General features: G+C 36.5%; 21 protein-coding genes and 1 pseudogene. 2 read left to right on the forward strand and 20 right to left on the reverse strand.

Going from position 1 to position 23,900, the window contains the following annotated elements; translation table 11 throughout:
- Positions 1-6: 6 nt before the first annotated feature.
- The 6 genes from bfmBAA to ACUXVC_RS20985 form a co-directional block, all read right to left on the reverse strand.
- Positions 7-1,008 carry a 3-methyl-2-oxobutanoate dehydrogenase subunit alpha gene (gene bfmBAA, locus ACUXVC_RS20960; RefSeq protein WP_000852551.1) on the reverse strand — a complete coding sequence of 334 codons (1,002 nt, stop codon included), beginning with the start codon at positions 1,006-1,008 and terminating at the stop codon, positions 7-9.
- A gap of 27 nt (positions 1,009-1,035) precedes the next feature.
- Positions 1,036-2,457 carry a dihydrolipoyl dehydrogenase gene (gene lpdA / locus ACUXVC_RS20965; protein WP_001051295.1) on the reverse strand — a complete coding sequence of 474 codons (1,422 nt, stop codon included), beginning with the start codon at positions 2,455-2,457 and terminating at the stop codon, positions 1,036-1,038.
- A 4-nt stretch (positions 2,458-2,461) separates the two neighbouring features.
- Complete coding sequence (buk, locus tag ACUXVC_RS20970) at positions 2,462-3,565, reverse strand: butyrate kinase (protein WP_144465057.1); 1,104 nt, start codon at positions 3,563-3,565, stop codon at positions 2,462-2,464.
- An 87-nt stretch (positions 3,566-3,652) separates the two neighbouring features.
- Entirely contained in the window at positions 3,653-4,753 is a 1,101-nt protein-coding gene (locus ACUXVC_RS20975) for a leucine dehydrogenase (protein ID WP_000171355.1), read from the reverse strand.
- A 34-nt stretch (positions 4,754-4,787) separates the two neighbouring features.
- On the reverse strand, positions 4,788-5,687 hold the full coding sequence (gene yqiS, locus ACUXVC_RS20980) for a phosphate butyryltransferase (protein ID WP_000764675.1): 900 nt from the start codon (positions 5,685-5,687) through the stop codon (positions 4,788-4,790).
- 195 nt (positions 5,688-5,882) lie between these two features.
- Positions 5,883-7,955 carry a sigma-54 interaction domain-containing protein gene (locus ACUXVC_RS20985; RefSeq protein ID WP_023522991.1) on the reverse strand — a complete coding sequence of 691 codons (2,073 nt, stop codon included), beginning with the start codon at positions 7,953-7,955 and terminating at the stop codon, positions 5,883-5,885.
- A 137-nt stretch (positions 7,956-8,092) separates the two neighbouring features.
- On the opposite strand from ACUXVC_RS20985, the gene ACUXVC_RS20990 reads away from it, so the two are divergent.
- Positions 8,093-8,326, forward strand: a complete 234-nt coding sequence (locus tag ACUXVC_RS20990) for a DUF2627 domain-containing protein (protein WP_001190211.1) — start codon at positions 8,093-8,095, stop codon at positions 8,324-8,326.
- Between the two features lie 49 nt (positions 8,327-8,375).
- On the opposite strand, the gene ACUXVC_RS20995 is transcribed toward ACUXVC_RS20990, so the two are convergent.
- On the reverse strand, positions 8,376-9,104 hold the full coding sequence (locus ACUXVC_RS20995; RefSeq protein WP_075716800.1) for a glycerophosphodiester phosphodiesterase: 729 nt from the start codon (positions 9,102-9,104) through the stop codon (positions 8,376-8,378).
- Between the two features lie 50 nt (positions 9,105-9,154).
- Between ACUXVC_RS20995 and ACUXVC_RS21000 the strand changes: the two genes are divergently transcribed.
- Positions 9,155-9,301: a YycC family protein gene (locus ACUXVC_RS21000; protein WP_001247671.1), complete on the forward strand. Its 147-nt coding sequence runs from the start codon at positions 9,155-9,157 to the stop codon at positions 9,299-9,301.
- Between the two features lie 177 nt (positions 9,302-9,478).
- On the opposite strand, the gene ACUXVC_RS21005 is transcribed toward ACUXVC_RS21000, so the two are convergent.
- The 13 genes and pseudogenes from ACUXVC_RS21005 to nusB all read right to left on the reverse strand — a co-directional run bounded on the left by ACUXVC_RS21005 (position 9,479) and on the right by nusB (position 23,567).
- Complete coding sequence (locus ACUXVC_RS21005) at positions 9,479-11,005, reverse strand: glycosyltransferase family 39 protein (RefSeq protein WP_144465058.1); 1,527 nt, start codon at positions 11,003-11,005, stop codon at positions 9,479-9,481.
- Between the two features lie 206 nt (positions 11,006-11,211).
- A pseudogene (locus tag ACUXVC_RS21010) lies at positions 11,212-11,324 on the reverse strand (hypothetical protein); the annotation flags it as partial.
- A 339-nt stretch (positions 11,325-11,663) separates the two neighbouring features.
- The gene (gene spo0A, locus ACUXVC_RS21015) at positions 11,664-12,458 is read right to left on the reverse strand and encodes a sporulation transcription factor Spo0A (RefSeq protein ID WP_011110369.1); all 795 of its coding nucleotides are present in this window, start codon (positions 12,456-12,458) and stop codon (positions 11,664-11,666) included.
- A gap of 287 nt (positions 12,459-12,745) precedes the next feature.
- On the reverse strand, positions 12,746-14,044 hold the full coding sequence (spoIVB, locus tag ACUXVC_RS21020) for a SpoIVB peptidase (protein WP_002000940.1): 1,299 nt from the start codon (positions 14,042-14,044) through the stop codon (positions 12,746-12,748).
- 118 nt (positions 14,045-14,162) lie between these two features.
- On the reverse strand, positions 14,163-15,902 hold the full coding sequence (gene recN / locus ACUXVC_RS21025) for a DNA repair protein RecN (protein WP_000947734.1): 1,740 nt from the start codon (positions 15,900-15,902) through the stop codon (positions 14,163-14,165).
- A 264-nt stretch (positions 15,903-16,166) separates the two neighbouring features.
- The gene (gene argR / locus ACUXVC_RS21030) at positions 16,167-16,616 is read right to left on the reverse strand and encodes an arginine repressor ArgR (RefSeq protein WP_001032580.1); all 450 of its coding nucleotides are present in this window, start codon (positions 16,614-16,616) and stop codon (positions 16,167-16,169) included.
- 142 nt (positions 16,617-16,758) lie between these two features.
- Positions 16,759-17,598: a TlyA family RNA methyltransferase gene (locus ACUXVC_RS21035; protein ID WP_000111872.1), complete on the reverse strand. Its 840-nt coding sequence runs from the start codon at positions 17,596-17,598 to the stop codon at positions 16,759-16,761.
- 3 nt (positions 17,599-17,601) lie between these two features.
- On the reverse strand, positions 17,602-19,494 hold the full coding sequence (gene dxs / locus ACUXVC_RS21040) for a 1-deoxy-D-xylulose-5-phosphate synthase (protein WP_000366452.1): 1,893 nt from the start codon (positions 19,492-19,494) through the stop codon (positions 17,602-17,604).
- Between the two features lie 301 nt (positions 19,495-19,795).
- Positions 19,796-20,686: a (2E,6E)-farnesyl diphosphate synthase gene (ispA, locus tag ACUXVC_RS21045; RefSeq protein ID WP_144465060.1), complete on the reverse strand. Its 891-nt coding sequence runs from the start codon at positions 20,684-20,686 to the stop codon at positions 19,796-19,798.
- Complete coding sequence (xseB, locus tag ACUXVC_RS21050) at positions 20,686-20,916, reverse strand: exodeoxyribonuclease VII small subunit (protein ID WP_000428423.1); 231 nt, start codon at positions 20,914-20,916, stop codon at positions 20,686-20,688. Before xseB ends, ispA begins: the two co-directional genes overlap by 1 nt.
- On the reverse strand, positions 20,906-22,264 hold the full coding sequence (xseA, locus tag ACUXVC_RS21055) for an exodeoxyribonuclease VII large subunit (protein ID WP_000415244.1): 1,359 nt from the start codon (positions 22,262-22,264) through the stop codon (positions 20,906-20,908). Before xseA ends, xseB begins: the two co-directional genes overlap by 11 nt.
- A gap of 26 nt (positions 22,265-22,290) precedes the next feature.
- Entirely contained in the window at positions 22,291-23,151 is an 861-nt protein-coding gene (folD, locus tag ACUXVC_RS21060) for a bifunctional methylenetetrahydrofolate dehydrogenase/methenyltetrahydrofolate cyclohydrolase FolD (protein ID WP_144465061.1), read from the reverse strand.
- Positions 23,152-23,174: 23 nt separating this feature from the next.
- Positions 23,175-23,567 carry a N utilization substance protein NusB gene (gene nusB, locus ACUXVC_RS21065; protein ID WP_000830247.1) on the reverse strand — a complete coding sequence of 131 codons (393 nt, stop codon included), beginning with the start codon at positions 23,565-23,567 and terminating at the stop codon, positions 23,175-23,177.
- Positions 23,568-23,900 lie beyond the last annotated feature (333 nt).

Raw genomic sequence — 23,900 nt, forward strand, 5'->3', positions numbered from 1 at the left:
TCCCCCCTATTCTGCGTATACGTGCTTCAATGCATCTTCAGGTGCTGCATACGGAGCATTTTCTGCATATTCTGTTGCTTCATTTACGATATGCATAATTTCGTCTAACATTTGTTTTTCCGATTCCTCAGTTAACACACCAGCTTCTTTTAAATAAGCCGCGAATGTTATAATTGAATCTTTTTTCTTTGCTTCTTCTACTTCTTCTTTATCACGATAAACACGATCATCATCGTCACTAGAATGTGCTGTTAAACGATATGATACTGTTTCAATTAAAGTTGGGCCTTCACCACGACGACCGCGATCTGCTGCTTCTTTTACAGCTTTATATACTGCAAGCGGATCGTTTCCGTCTATTGTATATCCAGGCATACCATAACCAATTGCACGATCTGATACGTTTTTACATGCTAATTGTTTTTCAACCGGAATAGAGATTGCATATTTGTTATTTTCACACATAAAAATAACAGGTAGTTTGTGTACACCAGCAAAGTTTGCCCCTTCATGGAAGTCACCTTGGTTTGAAGAACCTTCTCCAAATGTAACGAACGTGACTAAATCTTTCTTCTCCATTTTTCCAGCTAGTGCAATACCAACTGCATGTGGTACTTGCGTTGTTACTGGAGATGAACCTGTAACAATACGATTTTTCTTTTGACCGAAGTGACCAGGCATTTGACGACCACCAGAGTTTGGATCTCCAGCTTTCGCGAAAGCAGACAACATAAGCTCTTTAGCTGTCATACCAAATGCTAGTACAACACCCATATCACGATAGTATGGTAATGCATAATCTTTCTCTCTATCAAGAGCGAACGCCGCTCCAACTTGTGCAGCCTCTTGTCCTTGACAAGAAATTACGAATGGAATTTTACCAGCGCGGTTTAATAACCACATACGTTCGTCGATTTTACGTGCAAGTAACATCGTACGGAACATTTCTAATACTTGCTCATCACTTAAGCCAAGCTCTTCATGGCGCTTTTCTTTTACTTCTGCCATTTTTCATAACCTCCTAAATCCACATTTTTATGCGTGTAACGCTCTTCCATCTACAGCAAGTGCTGCTTCACCAATCGCCTCAGATAATGATGGATGCGGATGAATTGTATGTGCTACTTCCCAAGGTGTTGCATCAAGTACTCTTGCAAGACCAGCTTCAGAAATCATATCTGTTACATGTGGTCCAATCATATGAACACCAAGAATGTCATTTGTCTCTTCATCAACTACAAGTTTTACGAAACCATCTGATTCTCCGTATACAAGTGCTTTTCCGATTGCGCGGAATGAGAACTTACCTACTTTTAACTTATAGCCTTTTTCTTTCGCTTCTTGTTCTGTTAAGCCAACAGAAGCAACTTCTGGACTGCTATATACGCATTTTGATACCATAGAGTAATCAATTGGTGTAACTTCTTTCCCTGCAATATGTTCTACTGCAGCAATTCCTTCATGAGAAGCAACGTGAGCAAGTTGCAGGCCACCGATTACATCTCCAATTGCGTAAATATGCGATTCTTTCGTTTGATAAAACTCATTTGTTTGAATGTATCCTTTTTCCACAACGATATCTGTGTTCTCTAAGCCAATATTTTGCGTATTCGCTTGTCTTCCTACAGATACAAGCATTTTTTCTGCTTTAAATTCTTTATTTTCACCGTTGTGTTCAGCTTGGATTGTTACTCCATTATCTTTTACCAATGTTTCTGGTAATACTTTTGCACCAGTTACCACTTTAATACCTTTTTTCTTGAATAGACGTTGCATTTCTTTTGAAACGTCTTGATCTTCTAGTGGTAATATCGTTTTTGCATACTCTAATACTGTAACTTCTACACCGAAGTCAGCAAGCATAGATGCCCACTCAATACCGATTACACCGCCACCAACGATAATAATCGAACTAGGAAGCGTTTCCATTTTTAGGGCATGATCCGAAGACATTACGTATTCTCCATCTAATTCTAAACCTGGTAATGAATTTGGACGAGAACCTGTTGCAACAAGTACATTTTTTGGAATTAACATTTCATTCTCTTCTCCACTTGCAAGTTCAACTGAAATTGTCCCTGGCATAGGAGAGAAAATAGACGGGCCAAGAATACGACCAATACCTTCAAACACATCAATTTTACCTTGTTTCATTAAATGTTGAACGCCTTTATGAAGCTGCGTTACAATCTTCTCTTTACGCTCTTGTACTTTTGCAAAGTTTAGTTCTACATTGCTTGCAATAACTCCGAACTCTTCGCTTTTTTTAGCAGTTGCATATACTTCCGCACTACGTAAAAGAGCTTTACTAGGAATACATCCTTTGTGTAAACAAGTACCACCAAGATTTTCTTTTTCGACTAGTGCTGTTTTTAACCCTAATTGTGATGCACGAATTGCAGCAACATATCCACCAGTACCGCCGCCAACGATGACTAAATCATATTCTTTTGCCATTATCTCAACCCCTAGCTACCGTTTCTTTTTCACGTACAACGTATTCTTTTGGAGCTTCTTCTTCACGTAATACACGAAGTGCTCCTTCTGCTAACGCTTCTAACTCATCTTCGCCTGGATGTACGATAACATCTGCAATCCAGTCCACTCGCTCTTTTATTTCATCGACAAGAATTTTACTGTATGCCAGTCCACCAGTTAATACGATTGCATCGATTTTCCCGTGAAGTACAGCGCTAGCTCCGCCAATCTCTTTTGCAACTTGATATGCCATTGCTTTATAAATAAGAGTTGCTTCAGGATCACCTTTTTCAACCATTTGCTCTACTTTAATCGCATCATTTGTACCGATTAAACTTACAAGTCCACCTTGTCCGACAAGTGTTTTAATCATTTCATCACGGTAATACTCACCAGAGAAACACATTTCTACTAGTTGCCCTACTGGTACTGTACCAGCGCGCTCTGGACTAAATGGTCCTTCTCCGTTTAAACCGTTATTCACATCGATTACTCTTCCTTTTTTATGAGCACCAACTGTAATACCGCCACCCATATGTGTAACTAATAAATTTAAATCCTCGTATTTGTGATTTAACTGTTCAGCTACTTTACGAGCAACTGCTTTTTGATTTAATGCATGGAAGATACTTTTGCGTTCCATACCAGCAATGCCACTTATACGAGCAACCGGCTCCATCTCATCTACAACGACAGGATCTACAATGAATGCAGGAATGTTTAATCCAGAAGCAATTTCATATGCTAAAATGCCTCCAAGGTTTGAAGCGTGATGACCGCTAAAGCCATTTTTCAAATCTTCTAACATCGCATCGTTTACTGTATACGTACCGCCTTCGATTGGACGAAGTAATCCACCACGCCCACAAACAGCGTTTAATTTTGAAATGTTAATACCATGAGAATGTAGAACTTCTAAAATCGTTTCTTTTCGAAACTCATATTGGTCGATAATTCTCTTATATTTTCCAATCTGTTCTACGTCATGACGAATCGTTTCTTCTAGAACGGGTCTTTCATTATCAAAAACACCAATTTTTGTGGATGTACTACCTGGGTTAATAACAAGAATTCGATTTACAGACAATGTTGCTACCTCCACTAATAAATTCAAAAGGAAGTGGAAACCTCATAAGAGGTAACCACACCTTTTGTAAAAGTTATATATGAATGATTAGCGACGGCTAATAATATCGTGACCGTTGCGTAAGTAAGTGCTACGAGAATTCTTCAAGCTTGCAATGCGCTCTTCAGCTAGACGATCTGCCGCTACATAAGTTGCTATGCCATCGCGTTTTGAAATTTCGATTACTTTTGCAATCGTGTCATAAATAGACTCAACACGTTTTAGTGCACGTTCTCTATTGTATCCATATAATTCGTCTGCTACGTTAATTACGCCACCTGCATTAATTACATAATCTGGTGCGTATACAATACCCATTTCATGAATGATGTCACCGTGACGATCTTCTTTTAATTGGTTATTTGCAGAACCTGCGATTACTTTTGCTTTAAGTTGTGGAATAGTTTCATCATTAACTGTTGCGCCTAATGCACATGGTGCGTAAATATCGCATTCCACACCGTAAATTTCATTTGGTTCAACTGCTGATGCACCGAATTCTTCTACAGCACGTTGTACAGCTTCTTTATTAATATCTGTAACGATTAATTTTGCTCCTTCAGCGTGTAAATGTTTGCATAGATGATATGCTACGTTACCAACGCCTTGAACAGCAATTACTTTTCCTTCTAAATTGTCAGTACCGAAAGCTTCTTTTGCAGCTGCTTTCATACCACGATAAACACCGTATGCAGTTACTGGAGATGGGTTACCAGAAGAACCGAATGATGGTGAGATACCTGTTACAAAGTCAGTTTCTTCGTGGATAATATCCATATCATCTACTGTTGTACCAACATCTTCAGCTGTAATGTATCGTCCGTTTAGTCCTTGGATATAACGTCCTAGTGCACGGAACATTGCTTCGCTCTTATCTTTACGAGGATCACCAATAATTACTGTTTTCGCACCACCTAAGTTTAAACCAGCTGCTGCGTTTTTGTATGTCATCCCTTTTGCAAGACGCAATGCATCTTCAATCGCCGCTTCTTCAGAATCATATGTCCACATTCTTGTTCCACCAAGAGCCGGTCCAAGTGTTGTATCATGAATTGCAATAATTGCTTTTAAACCAGATTCTTTATCTTGACAAAATACCACTTGCTCATAATCATATTTTTCTAAGTATTCGAAGATTTCTAATGTCATTGTCGTTTCCCCCTAATGTTTTACCCTTTTTGGTTTATTTTGAAGCAGTCGCAACTGCCAATGCTAATGAATATACTTTTGTTTCTGCTGAATCAGCACGAGATGTTAAAACAATCGGTGCTTTTGCGCCAGCAATCATTGCTCCTACTTTTGCATCCGCAAAGTATACGAGTGATTTATATAGCACATTTCCAGCTTCAATCGTTGGGACGAGTAAAATATCTGCCTTACCTGCTACATCACTTACTATGCCTTTATGCTCTGCTGCAATTTGTGATACTGCATTATCTAAAGCAAGTGGTCCATCAACGATACAATCTTTAATTTGTCCGCGGCGATTCATTTGTGTTAACATCGCTGCATCAATTGTCGCCTGCATCGCTGGATTCACAACTTCTACTGCTGCAATTGGTGCCACTTTTGGCAAGTCGATTCCTATTGCCCGGGCAACTTCTACAGTATTTTGTATAATAGCAGCTTTTTGTGTTACATCAGGTGCGATGTTCATCGCTGCATCTGTAACGAAAATAAGACGATCATAATTTGGAACTTCAAATGCTGCTACATGTGAAAGTACGCTACCTTTACGTAGGCCCCACTCTTTGTTTAATACAGCCTTCAAAATATTCGCTGTTGGGATGTTACCCTTCATAAGCACGTCTGCCTCACCATTTCTCACAGCTTTAACAGAAAGTTCTGCAGCCTCTGCATTAGACATTGCTGCAATCACTTCAACATGTTCTGAAGTTTGTAAACCATGTTCTTGTAGCATCCCCATTATTTTTTCTTGATTTCCATATAGACGAAATTGAGCTAGCTGTAATTTAATTGCTTTCGCTACAGCTTCAATTACTTCATGATCTTCAGCTACTGCTACAGCTACAGTTTTTTTAGGCTGTCCCGCTGCTTGATCAATTAAGTATTCTAACTTCATATTTTGTAATCAACCCTTTCCGTCGTCCCTCGTCTATTTATAAAGCAAATACCGTGCCAACTTTTAAAAGTGGTCTTACCAATAATGAAAACGCATTCAAAATGCAGTAAAATCAATACTTTGGAAAATAACAAAAGATTCTGTCTTATTTTGTCGCTTTTTGTATACCATGCAATAAATTGCACGGTACGCAATTTATTGCATGCTATTTTTTGCATGGTCATACTTTTCTAGCTTATAATATAAATTTCGAACGGAAATTCCTAACGCTTTTGCAGTTTGTGTTTTATTCCCATCAAATCTCTCCAAATATTCATGAATAATATTCCCTTCAAACTCTGTTACTAAATGTTCAAGTGGCTTTTCTTCTAATTCAGGTAATAAATGAGATTGCTTTGACTCCACCTGCTCTTCATTATGTAATGGCGGTAAATGTTGTACATCAATATAGATCTCGTTATAATTCATAAAAATAATCGCTCGTCCTAAAATATTTTCAAGTTCTCTCACATTTCCTGGCCATTCGTATGATTGTAAATATAAAATAGCTGAATCAGTGAGCCCTTCTACATTACGACCATAATCTTGATTAATTTTTTGAATCAACCTGTCCGCAATTTTCGGTATATCTCCTTTACGTTGACGAAGAGATGGAATTTGAATTGGAATTTTATTTAATCGATAATATAAATCCTCCCTAAACTTCCCTTCTAGAATAGCCTTTTCTAAATTCACATGTGTCGCTGCAATTACTCGAACATTAATGGGTATCGCTTTCGTTCCACCAACTTTTACAATTTCTTTTTCCTGCAATACACGAAGGAGTTTCGCTTGTGTATTTGCAGATAACTCCCCTATTTCATCTAAAAAAATACTACCGTTATTCGCTTCCTCAAAGAACCCACGTTTCCCGCCTCTTTTCGCTCCAGAAAACGCCCCTTCCTCATAACCAAATAATTCACTTTCTAACAACGTCTCCGAAATGGCCGCACAGTTTACACGGACGAACTTATTATATTTCCGATTACTTCCATTATGGATTGCATGTGCAAACAATTCTTTACCAGTCCCAGATTCACCGCGTAACAGTACCGTTGCTGGTGTATTCGCTCCTAGCTTCGCCTGTTCGATAGCTGCCGTTGTTTCATCTGAATTTCCGACAATATCATCAAATGAATATTTTGCTTCTAATGTGCGAATAATTTGCCTTGCTCTATTCAATTCATTTGTTAACTTTTGAATTTCCGACACGTCACGGATAACGCCAACGCTTCCTTTCAATATTCCATCCACAATAACTGGCGCTACGTTTACAATTACATCGCGCTTTTTTTGCCCAATCTTCATATGTATTCCGCGCACCGCACGACGCGTTCGAAGTACTTTCATATGCATACTTTCGCCTTCTACAATATCAGTTGTAGCAGGCTTCCCAATAATATCTTCTTCTGTTAGACCCGTTAATTTCGTATATGCCGGGTTAATGACTAAACCTCTTCCTTTTTCATCCACAACCGAAATCGCTTCTTCAGATGAGTTGATAATTGCCTCTAATAGTGTTTGAATTTCTTTTAAGTCTGTAACTTCTTCCGCTAAATCTACAACTTCTGTTATATCTTTAAAAATTGCAAATGCCCCTTGTACCTCTCCGCCTTCTTTTAATATCGGTATACGCGTTGTAATAATTTTCTTTCCATTCTCTAATGTTAGTTCATAATTTACTTCTATTTGTTTCGTACGTATAATGCGAAGTAATTTACTAGTGGGAATGACTTCTAAAATATATTTTCCTATCGCCTCTTCTTTTTTATATCCGATAATACGCTCCGCACTTTTATTAAAAAGACGAACTTGTCCCTCTCGATCAATTACGATCATGCCGTCATGCGTAGAATTTAAAATTAATTCTCCTTGTTGCGTTTGTTCCTCTAACCGCCCAATTAACCCTTCCTTCTCATGCGCTAATCCTGTAACAATTTTTGCAATATCACCTGGTATAAGAAGAGTGTCTTTTTTCTTTTTTTCCAATAAAACTTTATGTACATCATCTTCACCTGTCATATCAAATATTACATCGATATGCATAGAAAGAAATGGAGTTACACTTTCTCCAATTGCAATTCCATATTCCTTAGCAATTTGTAATCCTTTTGCCAACGGATTTATATCAATAATCCCTATAATTTGAAATATATTCGAACTATGTAACAGATTCAGCAGTGCGCTCCCGCCTTCACCTGCACCAACAATTAATACTTTTTGTTTCATATATTACACTTCCTCTCGAAGTAACTCTGCAAATTTTTTCACACCCTTATCTTACTCGTTCAGCACCCTCTTGACAAACCCCCTTTCCGTATAACATCATTAAAATATACGAAATAATCTGAAAAGGAGAGTTATGTATGCAGCGTTACGTTGCTCTACTATTAGCACTCATCCCTATTTCATTAGCTGTGTTTGGTATAAAGTTAATGAGAGATACTGTATTCGGGATTCTATTTCCACCAATCTCTATACTGTGGTTACAATTTTTAATCGGTGCTCTCTGCTTCGGGCTCGGGTTTTATATCTTCGGTGGCTTCGTCTTGCACCGAGACCGTAAACGAAATAAAGTACAGGCTCGCTTTAGAAGATAGGAAGGCCCCACTATTTATAAATAAAAAAATGAGACCGTTACACGCGGTCTCATTTTTTTATTGGCAACAACGTTCTTGCCGTTTCAGGGTAATCAGTAATAATCGCCGATATATTCATATCAAAATATTTACGCATAAGCGTTTCTTCATTAATTGTATAAGGGCGAACCTCTACACCACTTTCCATCGTTAGTTCAGCAATAGCATCTTGAAGGTAACGATAATTCGGATGTACTGCTGTAGCCCCCATTTTTTTCGCGTATGCCCACGGACTATGCAAACCTTCGCGATATAAAATTGCTGTTTGAATATCAGGAGCCATCATATGACACCGTTTCATGCTGTAGTGATTAAACGAAGAAAATATAACACGATCCTCTAAACTAAATTTCCGTACAAGCGTTATAACTTCTTCCTCTAAACCTCTGTATGGAATTTTATTATTTTTAAGTTCAATATTAAGTAGCAAACTCGTTTGTTCAAGCCATTCTAATACCTCTTCTAAAAGTGGTATTTTACAAAACCCTACTTTATCACCAAATTTATAACTTGCATCTAACTTGCATAAATCCTCATATACATAATTCCGAACCGCACCTTTTCCATTTGTTGTTCGGTCCACCGTTTCATCATGAATGACGACAACTTTTCCATCTTTCGTTAATTGAACATCAAGTTCAATTCCATCCGCTCTAAAAGACTCAGCCGCTACAAATGAAATCATTGTATTTTCTGGGTACGTTCCAGCCGCACCACGATGTGCAAATATAAGAGTCATCCTCACTCCCCCAATCTTATGCTATACTATACGAAAAAGGAGGTACTTCTATGAGACCATTACAAATTTCTCCAGATACTGCAGTCCGCTTATCAAAAGCACTAGGTGTTCCACTTGAACAACTCATGCATATGCCGCAGCACATTTTAATTCAAAAGCTAGTTGAATTAGAAAAACAAAATAAAGACGAAGAGTAATACAGTCCTGTTTTGCAGGGCTTTTTATATTTTCTATTATATCACGGATGACTTCCTTGCTAAAATCCCTTACCGGATATACTATGATTCCATTTAATCTTTTCTTCAAACATTTAAATGAAGCCCCCTCTTTTAACAAAAGAGGGGGCTTCTCATTACTCGTTTTAGTTACTCAAATTATGCGTTTTTCTTTTCTTTGTTAAAAATCATAAACACTTTATACAATCCTAAAGAAGCTGGAATATTCATAAATGCAAATGCTTCATACGTATAATGAGGAGCTGTTTCCCATAGTAACAAGAAAGTAAATACCCCTAATGCACTAATCATCGCAATTCGTATAACTTCCGATTCATTTTCATCTTTCTTTTTATAAAGAATAACAGCCGCCAAAACAGCTATATAAACAAATAATTTGATAATATACGAATATATAGTAACGATTTTATACTTCGTTGTACTATAATTCGATACGTAATTAGTTACCATGTCATTCTTCTGTTCAAACCATTGCCCAATACGGTACATGGAGAACTGACTTGATACCCATTCTCTAGTTATTTTTTCATTCAAATGTTGCACATAACCCATTACACCAAGTTCACTGAAACGTTGCACTATAACTTCTTGATTGTGCTCATTCAAATCTTTCGTATTCTTTATGTTTTCATCATCAATATAATCTGCATCTGCCTGATTCCACACACCATACGTATCTTTGTTCAGGCCCATTTTCACCCAATGAGTGAATGGAATTTTTTCAATTTCATTATCGGTACTGAGATTTAGCTTTGTCGTTATACCTTTAAAACTTACAATAAGGATTAAACAAAATAAAACACTACTTAACACCTTTACAGAGTATTCCTTACGAAACTTAAAAATATTTTCAATTAAAATCGCTAACGCTACGGTTAATGCTGTCGGTCTTATAATATAAGTACAAGCTGCGAAAACCCCTAATAAAATCCATAAAATAATCTTCATTCTTTTTGTTTCCGCCGTTTTCAAGCACAAATATGTATACATTGTTGCTGAAATAAAAAATATTACCAATGTATGAGTATAGAAAACTGGTGCCTGCCAATATATAAAAATATTTAGCACAGATAACACAATCGATATGTGAGCAACTTTAAAGTTTGTAATTTTCCTTACAATCAATACATTTAAAATAATACTGCCTGTTATACAAGCTATTGGTAATATTTTTATCGCTAAATCTACGCTCCCTATCAATTTAGCAAAATATCCTCCTATTAATACAACATGTGTATTATATGGATAAAATAAAAGCTGTCCCATTTCTAAAAATTGATTATCTCCATTAAACACAGAGACAATTCCTTGTTTAAGGATAGCATAATCCCCAACAACAGGGTTAAATGCTATGGAAGTAATAATTATTTCCATCGTCAAAACGATTATGATACCTAAAGCAATCATAATATTTGTATACGTTCTTTTCATTTTATTAATAACCAATTTATAATACATAAAGAAGAGCACAAATAAAAGCAACGTCAACGCTATAACAGCAGCGACTTTTTTGGGAGTATACTCCTCAGTCGGATAAGGAAATTCACCCCTCATCAAAATTGTTTTTGGGATAAAAAATTTACTTACTATCATTGAAAATATAGATAAAAACACCGTCATGACAATGATTGGGTACGCTCGATTTACTATTTTTTTTAAAGTCATTCATCCATTCTCCTATATCTCTAACTTTTCCAAATCAATGATACGTTATAGAGATTATGATGTCAAATCCACTTATTTTCTGTACATATCCGTATTTTCACTGCATTTTTCTATATAAATATGTATTCCTTCAAAATCCTTAAATCGAGGTAAATAAAAAACTCATTGATTTTAAATTTACTATCGAGTATAAATTGCAAGAATTATTAAGCTTTACTATAACTTAAATCCCTTACTGTTCCTACTCTCAGCTTATCCGCAACCATTGCGATAAATTCAGAATTCGTAGGTTTGCTTTTGACATGGATACTGTATAACCATCGCTATATCAAGGCATTGTATATTTCATAACTATCATTAAATGATTCTATTTATTGGTGCCCATCCTCAAATTGATAGGTCAACTTAATAAGAGTTCATCATTTTCTTCTATTTAGATGCTTTGCATCGCAATGAAGTAAAAAATTTTCTACATTCATCTGAAAGTTATTCATACAACAAAAAACCTCCTAGCTATTGGAATCAAAATTTCAATCCAATAAATAGAAGGTTTTTAAATTAACCGCCAATTACCTATGTACTTTATTGCCTACATACGTAATTCGTTGGTTATTAAATTTTATTATGAAATACGCTTAACACCTTGATACTACAGCGTTTACGAAGCCTTATGTTCAAGTCTCAGCTTATCCGCAACCATTGCGATAAACTCAGAGTTCGTAGGTTTTGCTTTTGACATGGATACTGTATAACCGAATAAGGACGAAATAGAATCAATATTCCCACGGCTCCAAGCTACTTCAATCGCGTGACGAATTGCTCGCTCCACACGGCTTGCTGTGGTATTATATTTCTTTGCGATATCTGGATACAATACTTTCGTAATCGATCCTAATAATTCGATATCGTTGTATACCATGGAGATTGCTTCTCGTAAATACATATATCCTTTAATATGAGCGGGTACACCAATTTCATGAATGATACTCGTAATACTCGCATCTAAATTTTTCGGTTTTCCATCTACTGTTGTTGCTGATCGGAATGATGGTAGTGGACGTTTAATCATAGCATTTGCTTTACCACTCACTTGACGAATATGACTCGTTAAATTCTCCATATCAAATGGTTTTAATATGAAATATGAGGCACCTAAGTCAACTGCTTTTTTCGTCACATCTTCTTGCCCGAATGCTGTCAACATAATTACGCTAGGCTGTTTTAACCTTTCAATATGTCGCATTTTTTCCAATACAGCTAAACCATCTAAGTGTGGCATAATAATGTCTAAAACGAGTACATCAGGTTGCTTATCTGTTAATAAGTTTAAACACTCTTGACCATTATAAGCAGTACCGATTACTTCCATATCATCTTGAGCAGCTACATAGCTCTCTAACATTGATACTAGTTCTTTATTATCATCCACAAGACATACTTTAATTTTCTCCACAGCTTTTCCTCCCTTACCGAATCGATTCTCCGACATGTGTATCCTTCTAGGCTACATGAATTGTTCGACAATTGTGTGAAAATTCCCTTTTAAAGTTTCTTACTTTCCGATAAAATCACAAAAAAATATGTTTATCGTTCATTTATTCCCTTTCGCAACACATTCCATCATAGAAATACAACGAAACGTTCAACCCTTTTCTTTTATTTTACAACAAAAAACACCTCTTGCGGAGCTTTTACAAAATTTCAACGAATTTTTCAAGAGAAAAAGCGAGCTAATATGTATTAGCTCGCTTTTTTCTCTTGATCATAAATATTAATTCCAGCTTGATGTAACATCCATTCAATATGAACACCATATCCGGATGTTGGATCATTTACAAATACATGTGTAACAGCACCAATTACTTTTCCATTTTGTACAATTGGACTTCCGCTCATTCCTTGTACGATACCGCCCGTTTTCGCTAATAGACGTTTATCTGTTACTTTTATTACCATACCCTTTGTGGCTGGGAATTTTTGCTGCACTGTACTAACGACTTCAATATCAAACGCTTCTACTTTATCTTGATCAATAACTGTTAATATTTTTGCCGGTCCTTCTTTTACTTGATGAGATAATGCGATAGGCATTGCTTTATCCATTATACCGTTTTTCATATTCGTATTTAATTTTCCAAAAATACCATATGGACTATTAATTGTAATATTGCCAATCACTTCACGGTCTGGTGAGAATCTTGCTAATTTCTCCCCTGGATTCCCATGACTACCTCTTTCAATTGATGTAACTGTCGAGCGCATAATTTGTCCATCTTCGACTTGAATCGGCTTTTTCGTATCATTATCAGAAATAACATGACCAAGTGCCCCATATTTCATAGAATCTGGATGAACAAATGTCATCGTTCCAATTCCAGCTGCCGAATCACGGATATACAAGCCAATTCGATAAGACGATTCACCGTTGTCTTTTTGTGGAGTTAGCTTCGTACGAATATATTTTCCATCTCTTAACAATACAAGATTAAGCGGTTCACCTGTTTCTCCACTATTATGAATAAACGGTGCTACATCACTCATTCTTTCAATTGTTTTACCATTAATTTCAGTAATCATATCTCCAATTTGTACACCTGCTGTTTCACCAGGAGATATTTTACCTTTTTCAGTTTGAATTAAATGATGGCCTACAACAAGTACACCTTTTGTATTTAATTTCACACCAATTGATTGTCCACCTGGAATCACTTTAAAATCTTTTAACACTTTCACATTTACTTTTTTCACTGGAAAACCCGCAAGCTGAAATACCATATCAGCTTCACCATTTTGATGAGAATTTACCATAAGTCCTTGTTTTTGTTCATTCGAACTCACTGTAAATACATGACGATTTGTGGATGAAGCTTTGAAAACTGGTAATGATGATATTTCTGATTGTTGTCCTTCAAAAACAACAAGTTGTTTCGGTGATGAAATAAACGTTCGAAGCGGTTTAAAACATCCAATAAAAACTAAAGAAACAAGGAGACAAAGACCTATTATTTTTCGAAATTTTTCTAATTTCAACTTGTTCACTCTCCTCGCTCCTACCCCACATTCAGCCTCTTGGCTTCACTTTTTAATCTCTCCTTGCAATGCTTTATTTATAACCGGAAGAATTAAGAAATCGTCATTTGAGAAAAAAAGCTATCCATTACTGGATAGCCTCTGCTGTCTGTTTAAAATGATGCGCTTGCGTAAGTAATTCTTTCGCATGCTCCGTCGTTAAATCTGTGATTTCCACACCAGAAATCATTCGAGCTATTTCTGTTACTTTATCCTCCATAGTTAAAACAGTAACTGATGTAATTGTCCGATCATTCGCTACTTGTTTTCGAATAAATAAATGCGAATCTGCCATTGAAGCTACTTGAGGTAAGTGCGTAATACAAAGTACTTGCGAGTTTACTGATACTCGATAAATTTTTTCAGCAATAGCCTGTGCGACCCGGCCACTTACACCCGTATCCACTTCATCAAAAATAACAGATGCAACCCCTTGATGCTTAGAAAAAATGCTTTTTAAAGCTAAAATGATACGAGATAACTCTCCGCCAGAAGCAACCTTTGAAAGTGGTTTTAGCGGCTCTCCTGGGTTGGTCGAAATATAAAATTCCACATGATCGTAACCATCTGCCGTAAGTCTTACCGGTGCACCTTCCACAAGGGGCTCTTCTGCATTTCCTTCTCTCTTCATAATTCTCACTTCAAATTTCGTTTTTTCCATATATAATTCTTTTAATTCCTGATGAATTGCATTTGTAAGGTGTTCTGCAAGCTCATGACGCATATTACTTAACAACGTTGCTTCTTTCAGAATAACACTTTCTAATTCCTTCAACTGTTTCTTCGTCGTTTCAATATGAACGTCTTTATTTTCAATTGTAAATATTTCTTGTTCAATTTTATCTGCATACGCTAAAATCTCTTCTACAGTATTTCCATATTTTCTCTTTAGCATACGAATTTCATTCAAACGTGTTTCGATTTCATCTAAACGATTTGGATCATATTCCATCATATCGAGCTTTTCTCTCAGTTGATATGCAACCTCTTCTAATAAGTAATAGCTATTTGCAATTGAATCATGATTCTCTTGATACATTTCATCTAAATGTGTAATACTTTCCATTTGTCCCATTGCGCTTCTTACATTATCTAATCCTTGTCCGTCAGCACTCAATGAACGATATGCATCACCTAATGCTTTATAAATCTTTTCAAAATTAGAAATTTGCAATCGTTCCTCAGTTAATTCATTTTCTTCATCCATCTTTAAATCAGCTTTGCGAATTTCTTCATGCTGAAATTGAATTAAATCTAAGCGATGTGCCATCTGTTGTTCATTTTCACTTAACGATTTCAATTGTTTTTTTAATTTTTCATAGTCAGCGTATACGTTTTGATATATGTCTAGTTGTTTAACGATTCGATCCCCATCAAAGTGATCAAGCATAAACAGATGTCGTTCTTCATTCATTAAATCTTGCGTTTCATGCTGTCCATGAATATCAACAAGTGTTTTCCCAATTTCTTTTAATATGCTAAGTGTAACAAGCTTCCCATTTACACGACATACACTCTTCCCGTTCGCAGCAATATCACGCTTTAAAATAATCATGCCATCTTCTATTTCTATATCTAACTCTTCTGCCTTTTCAATACATGGATGCTTATCATCTTCAACATAAAACAGCCCTTCAATCTCAGCCTTTTCTGTTCCATATCGAACAAATTCTGCTGACCCACGGCCACCTACAAGTAAACTAATCGCATCAATAATAATCGATTTTCCGGCCCCTGTTTCACCGCTTAAAACCGTTAAACCTTTTTGAAAAGAAATATTTAATGCTTCAATAATAGCAAAGTTTCTAATCGATAATTCCGATAACAATGCCCCATTCACCTCGTTATAAAATAATCCCTTACTAAAGGATTTTCTCATTTCTTTATTCAAATAATCATGCTATATATTTGTATGTATATACTCTTCTAACCCGCTTCATTGTACCAAACATTTGTTTTACGGGTCAATCCATCTATTTTCTAACTTTATGCAAACAAAATATTATATTACAATTGAAAAATCATATTTTTGACCAATAAAAATATCTTGTTCACTTCCCACTTTACGATGGAAAGCAAACAAGATTTTTTGTTACAACATATTTAAGAAACGATCAGAGACAACACCTGTATCGTCAGGTGTACGGCAAATAATTAAGCAAGTATCATCACCACAGATGGTTCCGATGATCTCATCCCACTCTAAATGATCAATAAGTGCTCCAAGTGAATGAGCGTTACCAGGCAATGTTTTTAGCACAAGCATATGTCCTGCCGTGTCTAATTTTACAAATGAATCCACTAGATTTCGTTTTAATTTTTGTAACGGGTTAAATCGTTGATCTGCTGGCAAGCTATATTTATAGCGCCCATCATGTAATGGCACCTTCACTAAGTGCAGTTCTTTAATATCGCGCGATACTGTTGCTTGCGTTACATTAAATCCCTCATTACGTAAAATATCAACTAATTCATCTTGTGTTTCAATTTCTTTGTTTGCAATAATTTCCCTGATTTTAATATGGCGCTGACCTTTATTCATACATTTGCACCTCACACTATCTCTTACCATAGTTTAAACATTGGTATACTTCACTTATTTATGTTAACTTATAATTCGTTTCTTGTACACAATTGTTTTTACAATCATTATACAATTACAGCAAAAAGAGGAACAACATATGTTATTCCCCTTTCCCTTTTTGTTTTAGAACGTCATGTGCTTCTGTAACAACTTGCTCTATAGAAATCGGAGAATGATTTTCGCCATTCTCACGTTCACCATGCCATTTCAGATGAATTAAAAATTCAATATTACCATCCCCACCCGTAATTGGTGAGAATGTTAAACCTTCCACATCATAGCCCTCTTTTAAAGCAAAATCGACAATCATTTCTACAACAGCTTCATGTACTTTTCTATCACGAACGATACCTTTTTTCCCAACTTGCTCTCTTCCAGCTTCAAACTGCGGTTTAATTAACGCTGCTACATCTCCGTTAGGCATAAGCATTGTTTTTAAAACTGGCAGTATAAGCTTTAATGATATAAATGAAACATCAATACTTGCAAATTGAGGTAAACCACGTTCTAAGTCTGCTGGTGTCACGTAACGGAAGTTTGTTCGTTCCATTACAACAACACGCTCATCCTGACGTAATTTCCACGCTAGTTGATTGTATCCTACATCTAATGCATAAGATAATTTCGCTCCATTTTGAAGCGCGCAATCTGTAAAGCCACCAGTTGATGAACCAATATCTATCATAACTTTATCTTGTAAATCAAGATGAAATGTCTCTAATGCCTTTTCAAGTTTATAACCACCACGACTTACATACGGCATAACTTGTCCCTTCACCGTAATCTCAGTATCTTGCGAGATTTTCTCTCCTGGCTTATCAAGTCTCATCTCATTTGCATATACGAGTCCGGCCATAATGGCGCGCTTTGCTTTCTCACGCGTTTCTATAAGTCCTCGCTCTACTAATAGTACATCTACTCTTTCTTTTTTTACGCTCATTTGTTACGCCCTTTTTTGTTTTGATGGAATCATTGTATGAATACGGTCTACAACAGCATCTGTCGTTAAACCAATTTCTTCTAATAATTTTGTTACACTTCCGTGCTCTATGAAGCGGTCTGGAATACCCATTCGTTCAACTAATGCACTATGGTAACCATTTTCAGATGCAAATTCAACTACTCCTGTTCCAAAACCACCGATTAAACAAGCTTCTTCAATCGTTAAAATCGGTATATTCTTCCCTAGAAGATCATGTAAATATGCTTCATCCATTGGTTTAATAAAGCGAGCATTCACTACTTTCACTGAAACCCCAGCTTTTTCAAGACGCTCAGCTGCTTCCATTGCCATTGGTATTGTCGTACCAAACGTTAAAATAGCTGCTTGTGTACCCTCTTTTAACGTCTCCCACGTACCGATTGGAATCGCCTTTAATTCTTCATCCATATGAACGCCAAGTCCATTACCACGAGCATAACGCAATGCGATTGGTCCATCTTCATATTGCATCGCCGTATAAACTAAATGTTGCCCTTCATTTTCATCTTTCGGCATCATAAGCACCATATTCGGCAAGTGACGTAAGAATGAGATATCAAATACGCCTTGATGCGTTTCACCATCTGCTCCTACTAATCCCGAGCGATCTATTCCGATGAAAACATTTAAATTTTGGCGGCATATATCATGAACAACTTGGTCATATGCTCTTTGTAAAAATGTCGAATAAATTGCTAAGAATGGCTTCATTCCTTGCGTTGCCATACCTGCTGCCATTGTTGTAGCGTGCTGTTCTGCAATACCTACATCAATCATACGATCTGGGAATTCTTTTTGGAATTTCTCAAGTTTTGATCCAACAGGCATTGCAGGTGTAATTGCTACGATACGCTCATCCGCTCTCGCTAGCTTAAGTACTGTTTCACTAACGACAGCACTCCATGCTGGTGCAACTTCTTTTGGCTTAACGAAGTCACCTGATTCAATTTTATAAGGTCCTGTTCCATGCCAAGTTCCAATAACGTCACTCTCAGCCGGTTTATAACCTTTTCCTTTTTTCGTAATAACGTGAACAAGTACTGGGCCTTTTGTTTTCTTTGCATATTGCAACGTTTCGAATAACTTTTCATAATCATGCCCATCGACTGGACCTAAATATGTAAAGCCTAACTCTTCGAAAAAGACACCAGATACTAGTAAATATTTAAGACTATCTTTTATTTTCTCTGCTGTCGCAGCCACTTTCCCGCCAACTGCTGGGATTTTCTTTAATATATACTCTAACTCATCTTTTACCCAGTGATATTTTCCTGCGGTACGTAAACGACCGAGTACATTATGAAGCGCACCAACGTTTGGTGCAATTGACATTTCATTATCATTCAAAATAACAATCATGTCTGTTTTTTCATGTCCAATATGGTTCAATGCCTCTAAGGCCATTCCACCTGTTAAAGCACCATCTCCAATAATTGGTATAACATATTCTTTCGTTTTCTTTAAATCACGTGCCAGAGCCATTCCCATTGCAGCCGATAACGAAGTCGAGCTATGACCAGTTTCCCATACATCATGCTCACTCTCGCAACGTTTCGGGAAACCACATAGACCTTGATATTGCCTTAATGTACCAAACTCTTTCGCGCGTCCAGTTAAAATTTTATGTACATAGGATTGATGTCCTACATCCCATAAAAATTTATCTTGCGGGCTATCAAATAATTTGTGCAGAGCAATTGTGAGTTCTACTACACCTAAATTAGGTGCAATATGTCCACCTGTTTGAGAGAGCTCTTCAATTAAAAACTTACGAATATCCTCACTCAATCCCTCTAGTTCACTGATAGACATATCTTTCAAAAAACTAGGGTTTTGAATTTGCGTTAGATCCACATGGATCACTCACTTTCATTTCATAATCTGTCAACATGTCAAATATTATAAAAAACATTTACACAAAACAAGAAATTCTCTTTTCTATTTTTCGTCTTGTCCCGCTATTAACCAGTCTATTGCGCCTTAATCCTATTATAAACCATATTTCTTTAGGCGATGAAAAAAATAGCCGCTAACACGAAGTGATAACGGCAATGTAATCTACATATATTTTTGCCAATAACAAGAAAAGAAAAACCTTTTCCTACATTTATATCATAAAATGATGAATGACTCAACAAATGAAAACGCTGTTATATTAGTTATTACGTTTTGCAATCAAATCGCAAATAGATAGTAAATATTCATCTTGTAATTGCAAGGAGCTAATTGTACCTTTTGCTTCTGCAATTGTTTCTTCTAAAATATCCTTTGCTCTATCTACAGTAAACAACGTCGTATATGTGCTCTTTTCATTAGAAAGATCGCTACCAATCGGTTTTCCAATCTCTTCTTCGGTGCCTTCGACATCTAAAATATCGTCTCGAATTTGGAAAGCTAGACCGATATATTTAGCAAACGTAAGCAACTTTTCTTCTTGCTCTTCTGTCGCATCAGAAAGTATCGCACCCGCAAGTACAGCAAATTCAAGCAGTTTTCCGGTCTTATGTTTATGGATGTACTCCAATTCATCAATCGTAAGGCGTTTCCCTTCAGCTTCCATATCTGCCACTTGTCCGCCAACCATTCCTTCTGGTCCTGCTGCTTTTGCAAGTTCAAGTACAAGTCTTACTTTTTTTTCTGCAGAAATTTCTTTTTGCTCATATGCCATAATAACTTGAAAAGCATACGTCAATAAGCCATCTCCTGCTAAAACTGCCATCGCTTCACCAAATACTTTGTGATTTGTGGGCTTTCCTCTTCTTAAATCATCATCATCCATACAAGGTAAATCGTCATGAACTAACGAATATGTATGAATCATTTCAAGAGCACAAGCTGCACCTACTCCAAGATTTCTTTCTTTCCCAAACGCTTGTAATGTTGCAAACAAAAGTAACGGGCGGAGACGTTTTCCACCCGCTTCTAAAGAATATGCCATCGCTTCACGAAGTACATTTGGACATTGTAATTCATTTGCATAGCTTACAAGTTTCTCTTCTACGAAAGTTTTACTTTCCTTCAAAAAAGTATCAAAAGCAATCGTCACTATGCTTCATCTCCTAAAGCAGTAAACGGTTCAAGCTCTCCATCTTCCCCAAGAATAACTGCCATTTGTTCTTGTACATTCTTCAACTTCTCATCACAAAGCTTAGATAATTCCATACCCTCTTTAAAATAAGAAATCGCTTCTTCTAAAGGTACGTCACCTTGTTCTAGCTTAGAAACAAGATGCTCAAGTTGCGAAATTGCCTCTTCAAAGCTTAATTTATTTTCCATTATTCAATTCACGCTCCTCTATGCCTGATACGCTACAATCTAGTATTCCATCTTGTAATTGAACTGAAACAGCATCTCCAAGGCTTACATCTTTCACACTTTTTAACACTTGCTTCTCTTCATCATATACAAGCCCGTACCCTCTCATCATTACTTTAAGCGGACTTAACGCTTCAAGTTTTTGAGCAGCTCTTACAAAGGCAAATTCTTTCGTTTGAAGTAACGTTTGCATTTCACGTTGTAATTGCTTTTGCAAAGTTTCAACAGCTACCTTCGTTTGAATAATTTTTTGAGATGGGTGGTGCTTCTCTAAATAAAATGAAAGTTGCTTTAACTGATTCACCTTTTTATCAATATAGCGCTCTTTCGCTAAAACAAGCTGTTCTAGCGCTCTATCTAATTGCTCTTCCTTTTGCTCATATACTTGTCTTGGATAACGGAACGCATACGATTTTTGCAACACTTGTAGTTTTTCTTCTTTTTTATGTACTAACTCTTTCATTGCTCTTTGCAATCTCAGAGTTCTTTGTAATACCTTTTCTTGTAACTCTATAATATTAGGTGCTGCTAGCTCAGCTGCTGCAGTCGGTGTTGGCGCGCGTAAATCTGCAACAAAATCTGCGATTGTAAAATCCGTTTCATGGCCTACTGCCGAAATAATAGGAATTTCACTCTTAAAGATTGCTCTTGCAACCATTTCCTCATTGAAAGCCCATAATTCCTCAATAGAACCTCCACCACGACCAACGATTAGTACATCTATCTCTCCCATTTCATTCGCTGTACGAATCGCTTGTACAATCGAGGGAGCCGCTGACTCCCCTTGTACAAGTACCGGAAATACAATAACATTCCCAATTGGATAACGACGTTTAATCGTTGTTATAATATCACGAATCGCTGCTCCTGTTGGCGACGTAATCACACCTATTGTTTTAGCGTAAGGAGGAATTGCTTTTTTATAAACTTGAGAAAAAAGTCCTTCTTCTTCTAAGCGAACTTTTAACTGTTCGTACGCTAAATGTAAATTTCCGACTCCGTCAGGCTGCATGTCTTGAATATAAATTTGATAAGAACCACTCGCCTCGTAAACAGAGATTTTCCCTTTCACGAGTACCTTCATCCCATTTTCAGGTTTGAATTTAATATTACGATTATGACCCGCAAACATAACCGCTGCGATTCTTGCATTTTCATCTTTCAATGTAAAATACATGTGGCCACGGCTATGATTTTTAAAGTTGGAAATTTCACCTTTTAACCAAACAGACTGCAAATGCGGATCATATTCTATTTTTGTTTTTATATAGCGTGTTAACGCTGTAACGGTTAAATATTGCTTCTCCATTTCTCTCTCCTCATAGCCGACTCAAATTATTTACAAACGACACCTGCACGTTTGGCAGATTCAACAGTATTATGAAGAAGCATTGTGATTGTCATTGGACCAACACCCTTTGGCACAGGTGTAATGTAACTCGCAACATCTAACACGTTGTCAAAGTCAACATCACCACAAAGTTTTCCTGTTTCTAAACGGTTAACACCAACGTCAATTACAACCGCTCCTTCTTTAATATAATCCGCTGTTATCATTTTAGGTCGTCCAACAGCTACGATTAAAATATCAGCTAACTTCGATAACTCTTTCATATTTTGCGTCTTAGAATGACAATATGTGACAGTTGCATTTTCATTTAAAAACAATTGCCCCACTGGTTTACCGACAATATTACTTCTTCCAATTACTACTACATGTTTTCCAGAAATATCAAGATTTGTTTCTTTTACTAATTCTACAATACCATGCGGTGTACATGGAAGGAATGTATCTTGTCCCGTCATCATACGTCCCACGCTGATTGGGTGAAATCCGTCTACATCCTTTTCTGGTGAAATTCTTTCAATGATAGCTTTTTCTTCAATATGTTTTGGTAAAGGTAATTGCACCAATATGCCATTAATACGGTCATCGCCATTTAAGCGATCGATTTCAGCAAGCAAACGTTCCTCAGTAATTGTTTCAGGAAGTTCAATTAGCTCTGAGTAAATCCCTACTTGTTCACAGCCTTTTTCTTTTCCTTTCACATAAGAACGAGATGCTGGATCTTCTCCAACTAAAATAACTGCTAACCCTGGTACAATACCTTGCTCTTTCAACTTCACAACTTCTTCTGTTAATTGTGCTCGTTTTTTCTCCGCAACTTCATTTCCTTTGATGATTACTGCTACCATTTTAAGATTCCCCCTTAAAGAATTTACAGTGTATCTTTTATATTAGATAAAACGCCGTTAATAAAACGACGAGATTCCTCATCCCCAAATGTTTTAGCAATTTCAATTGCTTCGTTAATTGTTACGTTGTGTGGAATTTCTTCCATGTATTTCATTTCATACACAGCTACACGTAAAATACTGCGATCAACAATGCTAATACGCTCAAGCTTCCACTTTTTTAAGTTTTGACGAATCGCTTCATCGATTGCTTCTTTATTTTCTACAAAACCTACTACAAGTGACTCTAGAAACTCATTTGTTTCTTCGCCTTCATCTAGCGTGTTTTCCACTGCTACTTTCGGTTCTAATTCACCTGTAATATCCATTTGGTATAATGCTTGCATTGCTCTTTCTCTAGCCGTCCTACGTTTCATTGTAACTCTCCTTTATGCTTCAAGTCTTTCCTTATACTTTGTTATATTATTATAATTTATAAGCCGTCAATTCACTTACTCTTACAGTTTTCATTGATTTTCCAACCTTATAATACAATGATAATAACACAATTTATCGTTTCACACACGGGTTACAAGGCTGAAAAATAATAAAAAGATTAACTTCAAGTTCCATATCTTATCACAATGTACGTTTTTTGGAAAAACGACACATTTTCTTGTTTATTTCTTATTTTTTGAAATAGTATAATAATTAGAGGGTTGTAATTTGTGAAGAAATGAAACGATAAAAAAGATGCCTATGTTACTAGG

Source organism: Bacillus sp. N6, assembly GCF_052805735.1.